Raw genomic sequence first — 4,601 nt, 5'->3', positions numbered from 1 at the left:
CGGTAGAACCCCTGGAGGCCGACCGCCCGTTCGAGGCGACCGTCCACCACGTGCTTCAGGTTCCGGGTCCGGTTGCGGCGGTTGCGCCAGGTGAGCCGCTCCAGCAGCTCGCCCGGCACCGGCCGGTCGAAGCGCACCGGCGTCGCGTCCACGTGCACCGCCGAGGCGCCGCAGCCGCCGGCGCCGAGCATCCGCCAGGCCTCGTGCCCGGGGAACGCCGGGTCGTCCCAGGTCGCGGCGGCGGCGCCGCAGCAGTCGCCCCGCTCCCGGTCGACCACCCGCATCCGACTCACCACGAACACCTCGCACCGGCTGACGTGCAGCGCGTACACCTCGTCCCCGGCCCGGGCCCCCGACCAGGCGGGCAGCGAGGTGTGCACCCCGCTGAAGGCGACCGGAGGCCGGGCACCCACGTGGCCCGCCGTGCGCAGGGCTCGGCAGGTCTGCTGGGTCCAGAGGACGGTGAAGGCGTCGGGCATGCGGCGATCGTAGGAGCGGGCACGGACAACGCCGGGTCCGTCTCCCACCCCCCTACGCGCCGGCCCCGGAGAGCCAGCCGTCGACGGGGACCCGGCAGGAGTTGAGGATTCCGGCCACCATCCGGTACGTCCCAACCAGCACCAGCAGCTCCAGCAGCCGCGGCGCGGAGTAGCTGTCCGCCAGCGCCTCCCAGGTGGCCGGGGAGAGCGCGTGCCCGTCGTGCAGCTCGTCGACGGCCCGCAGCAGGACGCGGTCGGTCTCGGCCCAGTCGGGGTGGTCCGGCCCCTCCGGGACGCGGGCGATCTCGGGCCCGCTCAGCCCGGCGAGGCCGCCGAGCCGGACGTGGTGCTGCCACTCGTACGTCGAACCGGTGCGGTGTGCGGTGCGCAGAACGGCCAACTCCCGTTCGCGGGGCGGGATCGTGCCCTGGTTGAGCAGGGCGAGCAGCGGCGCCAGGCTGGTCAGCAGGTCGGGGTGGTGCCCGATGGTAGCCAGCACGTTGGGCACCGGGAAGCCCTCCAGCGGCCCGGCTCCCTCAGCCGGGAACAGCTGCCGGACGATGCCCGGCAGGCCCGCGGCCAGCGCGGTGACCTCGGCGGCGACCTCGGCCCCGGCCCGCGGGGCCAGCAGCGGGGCGGGCTCGTACGCGTCCAGGAGGCCCAGGAGTTCCATCTCGCCCGGGGTTCCGTCGCCGTTGAGTTCGCGGTGGACGGCGCCGATGTTGAGGACCAGCCGCTCGGGGTCGGCCAGGTCGGCGAGGCCGATCAGGTCCATCTCCCGTGCGGCGCGCAGCACCGGCACGCCCGCCCGGTGGGTGCGCTCGGCATGGTCGCGGACCCGCTCCAGGTAGTCGCGGAAGGAACGGACCTCGGGCTTGCCGACGACCGGCCCGTGCCCGGGCACGATCGTATCGACGTCCAGGCCGAGGATGCGGTCGCAGACGGCGATCCAGTTGCCGATCGGGCCGCTGTGGATCACCGGGTGACCGCCGATGAACAGCAGGTCCCCGGCGAACAGCACACCGGTGTCGGGCAGTTGGACCAGGATGTCGCCCTGGGTGTGGGCGGGGCCGACCTCGATCAGCCGGACGGTGCGCCGCCCGACAGCCACGTCCAGCTCGCCGGTGAAGGTCCGGTTCGGCGGGGTCGGGGTGATGCCGCCGAAGTCGAAGGTCTCCCGCATCCGCTGGACGACCTTCGGCAGCCGGAGGTCACCCGGCGCGGCGACCACCGCGTGCAGGTGGTCGGCGCGCATCTCGGCCGCGGCGGCCTCGGAGGCGATGGTCACGACGTCCGGGAGGAGCTGGTTGCCCCACCAGTGGTCGCCGTCGCTGTGGCTGTTGACCAGCGTGCCGATGGTGACGTGCGGCAGGGCGCGCGCGACGGCGTCGAGCAGCTCGCGGGTCTGCGGGACGGTGAACAGGGTGTCGACGAGCAGCGCCTCGTCGCCGGAGACGATCAGCCCGGCGTTGCTGTAGCCCCAGGAGCCGTCCGGCTGCAGGTAGGCGTAGGTGTCCGGGGCGATCTCGTGCAGGCCGAGGGTGTACGGAACGGCCATCGTCAGGCCTCCTCATTGATGGACTGGAGTACTAACATGTACTCCAGTCCATCAATGGATTCAAGTACGCTCCTCTTGTGACCACTCCTCCCAACCGACACGACCAGCGCCGCACCGCGACCCGGGAACGGCTCCTGACGGCAGCACTGGAGCTGTTCGCCACCCAGGGGTACGCGGCCACCACCTACGACCACATCGCCGAACGCGCGGACGTGGGACGCCAGACGGCCTTCAACCACTTCCGCCGCAAGGAGGACTTCGTCACCGCCTGGGTCCAGCGGCGGCACGAGGTGCTGGACCGGCGGGACGAGGCGAGCGCATCCACCGGCGACTCCGCCATCGGGGCGCTCGCCGACGCCCTGTGCACCCTCGCGGAGCTCAACGAGCGGGAGTACGCACTGGCCAAGGACCTGCACGACAGCGGAGTCCTCCACGCCGCCTTCGCCCTCGGTGCCACAACGCCGCAGGCGTTCGTCACCGCCACCACCCGGGGAGCCGAACAGGGCGAGATCCGCCCGGAGTTCGACCCGACAGCCGTCGCCGACCTGGTGTTCGACACCTACATCACGACCCTCGGCCGCTGGCTGGCCGCCGGCGCGGACCGCCCGCTCACCGACGCCCTGCTCGCCAGGCTCGACATCCTCGCCACCGGCTTCACGGCCGGCTACTGACCGCACGGGCGCGGACCCCGTCCGACGGACGGAGCCCGCGCGCGCCCGCTACCGGTACAGCCTGAACTCGCGGACGAGCGCGAGCAGGTTGATCAGAGTGCTGGCCGGAACATTGCCGAACGAGACCAGGACCTGCCCGTTCAGGACGGTCCCCCCGGGCTGGGCGGACGGCCAGAGCAGACCGAACTCGCGGCCCTCGGCCCGGAGTTCCACGATCAGGTTGGCGATCTGCCGACTGGTGAGGTGCCGGATCGCCGGATCGGCCGGCCGGATGGGGTAGGCGTTCACGCGACCAGGTCCAGCTCGAACCAGACCCGCTTCCCGAGCTTCTGCGGCTCGACACCCCAGCGGTGCATGAGCCCCTCGATCAGCTGCAACCCCCGCCCCGACTCGGCGAGCAGACCGTATTTCCGATGCTTCGGCAGCTCCGAGCTCCGGTCGGCGACGGTGACGCGGAGGGTGCTGCCGGAGTAGACGACCGTGACGACCGGCGAGGCCGTCAGCCCGTGCCGCCACGCGTTCACGACCAGCTCCATGAGCGCGAGTTCGGCGTCCCCGATGACCGGGTCGGGGTACCCGGCGCGCTCCATCGCGTCGCGCAACACCTCGCGGGACACGGTGAGGGAGGGGGAGTTGAGGTTGGGGTCACACATGGGGAATCTCCCAGCGGTGTAGAGGAAGCACACCGGAACTGCCCACGGTGCGCAGCGTGTTAACACTTTAAGTGAGCCGCCGGAAACTTTCAACACGCTCCGCTCATGCCTCTACACTCTGCGTAGAATGTCGCCTGCAAGGAGGACATGCCCCATGGGCTTCAGGAGTGGGATCAACGAGCGGCAACGCCGTCTTGGCGAGGAACTTCGCCGAGTTCGGGACGCCGCTGGCCTCTCGGCCGCCGAGGTTGGAGCGGCCTTGGGCGTCAAGGGCCCGAACGTCAGCCACATCGAGGCTGGCAGGATCGGTCTCACACTTGAGCGCCTGGAGACCTGGCTCGACCTCTGCGGGGTAACGGACCCCGAGTATCGATCCGGCCTCACTTCCCTGAGCGAAAGCTCGGGCAAGGGCTGGTGGACCTCCTTCAAGCACGACGTGATCCCGCGCGCCCTTGACCTGGCCGAGGCGGAGTCCGGCGCAGCGGCTCTGGACTGCTACGAGACCCTGCTCATTCCTGGCCTGTTGCAGACCAAGGGATACAGCGACGTCATCCATGGCTACAACGACAGGAAGGTCGAGTTCCGCCACCAACGCCAGAAGGTACTGACCGGCGAGAACGCGCCTACTCTCCGCGCAGTGATCCACGAAGCGGCCCTGCACATGATGTACGGAGGCCCCACCATCATGCGGGACCAGCTGAACCATCTGGTTGAGATGAGCCGACTCCCGAACGTGACGATCCAGATCCTCCCGTTCGACTGCACGAACTTTGCCGCGAACGACACTCCGTTCATGCTCATTCGAGGACCACACCACCGGCTTCACACGGTCTTGCTCGAACAGCCCCACGGTGGAACGTTCGTAGGAGATCCCGAGTCGGTAACCATGTATGACCAGAGGTTCAATCGCCTCAGTGGCATGGCCCTTTCTCCCCTACACGCCTCCACGCCCGCGCCGTCCACCACCTATCGTGACTCGCTGGGCTTGATCCAGCACATCCGATACAAGGTCCAAGGACGGTGACCATGCGCCAGCTCATCTGGCAGAAGTCGAGCTTCAGTGGCGACGAGGCCAACTGCATCGAGATCGCCTCTGTCGACGACCGTGTCTACATCCGCGAGTCGGACGACCCCACCACCATCGTCACCACCACCCCCACCACGCTCGCCGCCTGGCTCCACAGCGCCAGGACCGGCGAGTTCGACCACTTCGTCGAAGCCTGACCCCCCTCCCCGTGCC

At 69.8% G+C, this 4,601-nt stretch carries 7 protein-coding genes; 3 read left to right on the top strand and 4 right to left on the bottom strand.

Translation table 11 applies throughout. The features are described from left to right. Both ACFU6K_RS32110 and ACFU6K_RS32105 read right to left on the bottom strand, forming a co-directional pair. Positions 1–479, bottom strand: a 479-nt coding sequence (locus ACFU6K_RS32110; protein WP_380669021.1) for a hypothetical protein, incomplete at its 3' end; no start/stop codon positions are given. A 52-nt stretch (positions 480–531) separates the two neighbouring features. Then, entirely contained in the window at positions 532–2,037 is a 1,506-nt protein-coding gene (locus ACFU6K_RS32105; protein WP_380669019.1) for an MBL fold metallo-hydrolase, read from the bottom strand. Positions 2,038–2,114: 77 nt separating this feature from the next. Between ACFU6K_RS32105 and ACFU6K_RS32100 the strand changes: the two genes are divergently transcribed. Further along, positions 2,115–2,708 (top strand): TetR/AcrR family transcriptional regulator, encoded by a 594-nt coding sequence (locus ACFU6K_RS32100; protein WP_380669017.1) that lies wholly within the window; start codon positions 2,115–2,117, stop codon positions 2,706–2,708. Positions 2,709–2,756: 48 nt separating this feature from the next. Here ACFU6K_RS32100 and ACFU6K_RS32095 read toward each other — a convergent pair whose 3' ends face one another. Next, positions 2,757–2,996, bottom strand: a complete 240-nt coding sequence (locus tag ACFU6K_RS32095) for a hypothetical protein (protein WP_380669015.1) — start codon at positions 2,994–2,996, stop codon at positions 2,757–2,759. Next, the gene (locus ACFU6K_RS32090; RefSeq protein ID WP_380669013.1) at positions 2,993–3,361 is read right to left on the bottom strand and encodes an ATP-binding protein; all 369 of its coding nucleotides are present in this window, start codon (positions 3,359–3,361) and stop codon (positions 2,993–2,995) included. Before ACFU6K_RS32090 ends, ACFU6K_RS32095 begins: the two co-directional genes overlap by 4 nt. A 154-nt stretch (positions 3,362–3,515) precedes the next feature. Between ACFU6K_RS32090 and ACFU6K_RS32085 the strand changes: the two genes are divergently transcribed. Further along, complete coding sequence (locus ACFU6K_RS32085; protein WP_380669011.1) at positions 3,516–4,385, top strand: helix-turn-helix domain-containing protein; 870 nt, start codon at positions 3,516–3,518, stop codon at positions 4,383–4,385. 2 nt (positions 4,386–4,387) lie between these two features. Next, the gene (locus ACFU6K_RS32080; RefSeq protein ID WP_380669009.1) at positions 4,388–4,585 is read left to right on the top strand and encodes a DUF397 domain-containing protein; all 198 of its coding nucleotides are present in this window, start codon (positions 4,388–4,390) and stop codon (positions 4,583–4,585) included. The last annotated feature ends 16 nt before the right edge of the window (positions 4,586–4,601 follow it).

The sequence above is a fragment of the Kitasatospora sp. NPDC057512 genome (assembly GCF_042802135.1).
Taxonomy (GTDB): Bacteria; Actinomycetota; Actinomycetes; order Streptomycetales; family Streptomycetaceae; genus Kitasatospora.
Note: the sequence above shows the minus strand (reverse complement) of the source record. Positions and strands in the feature narration are given on the sequence as shown.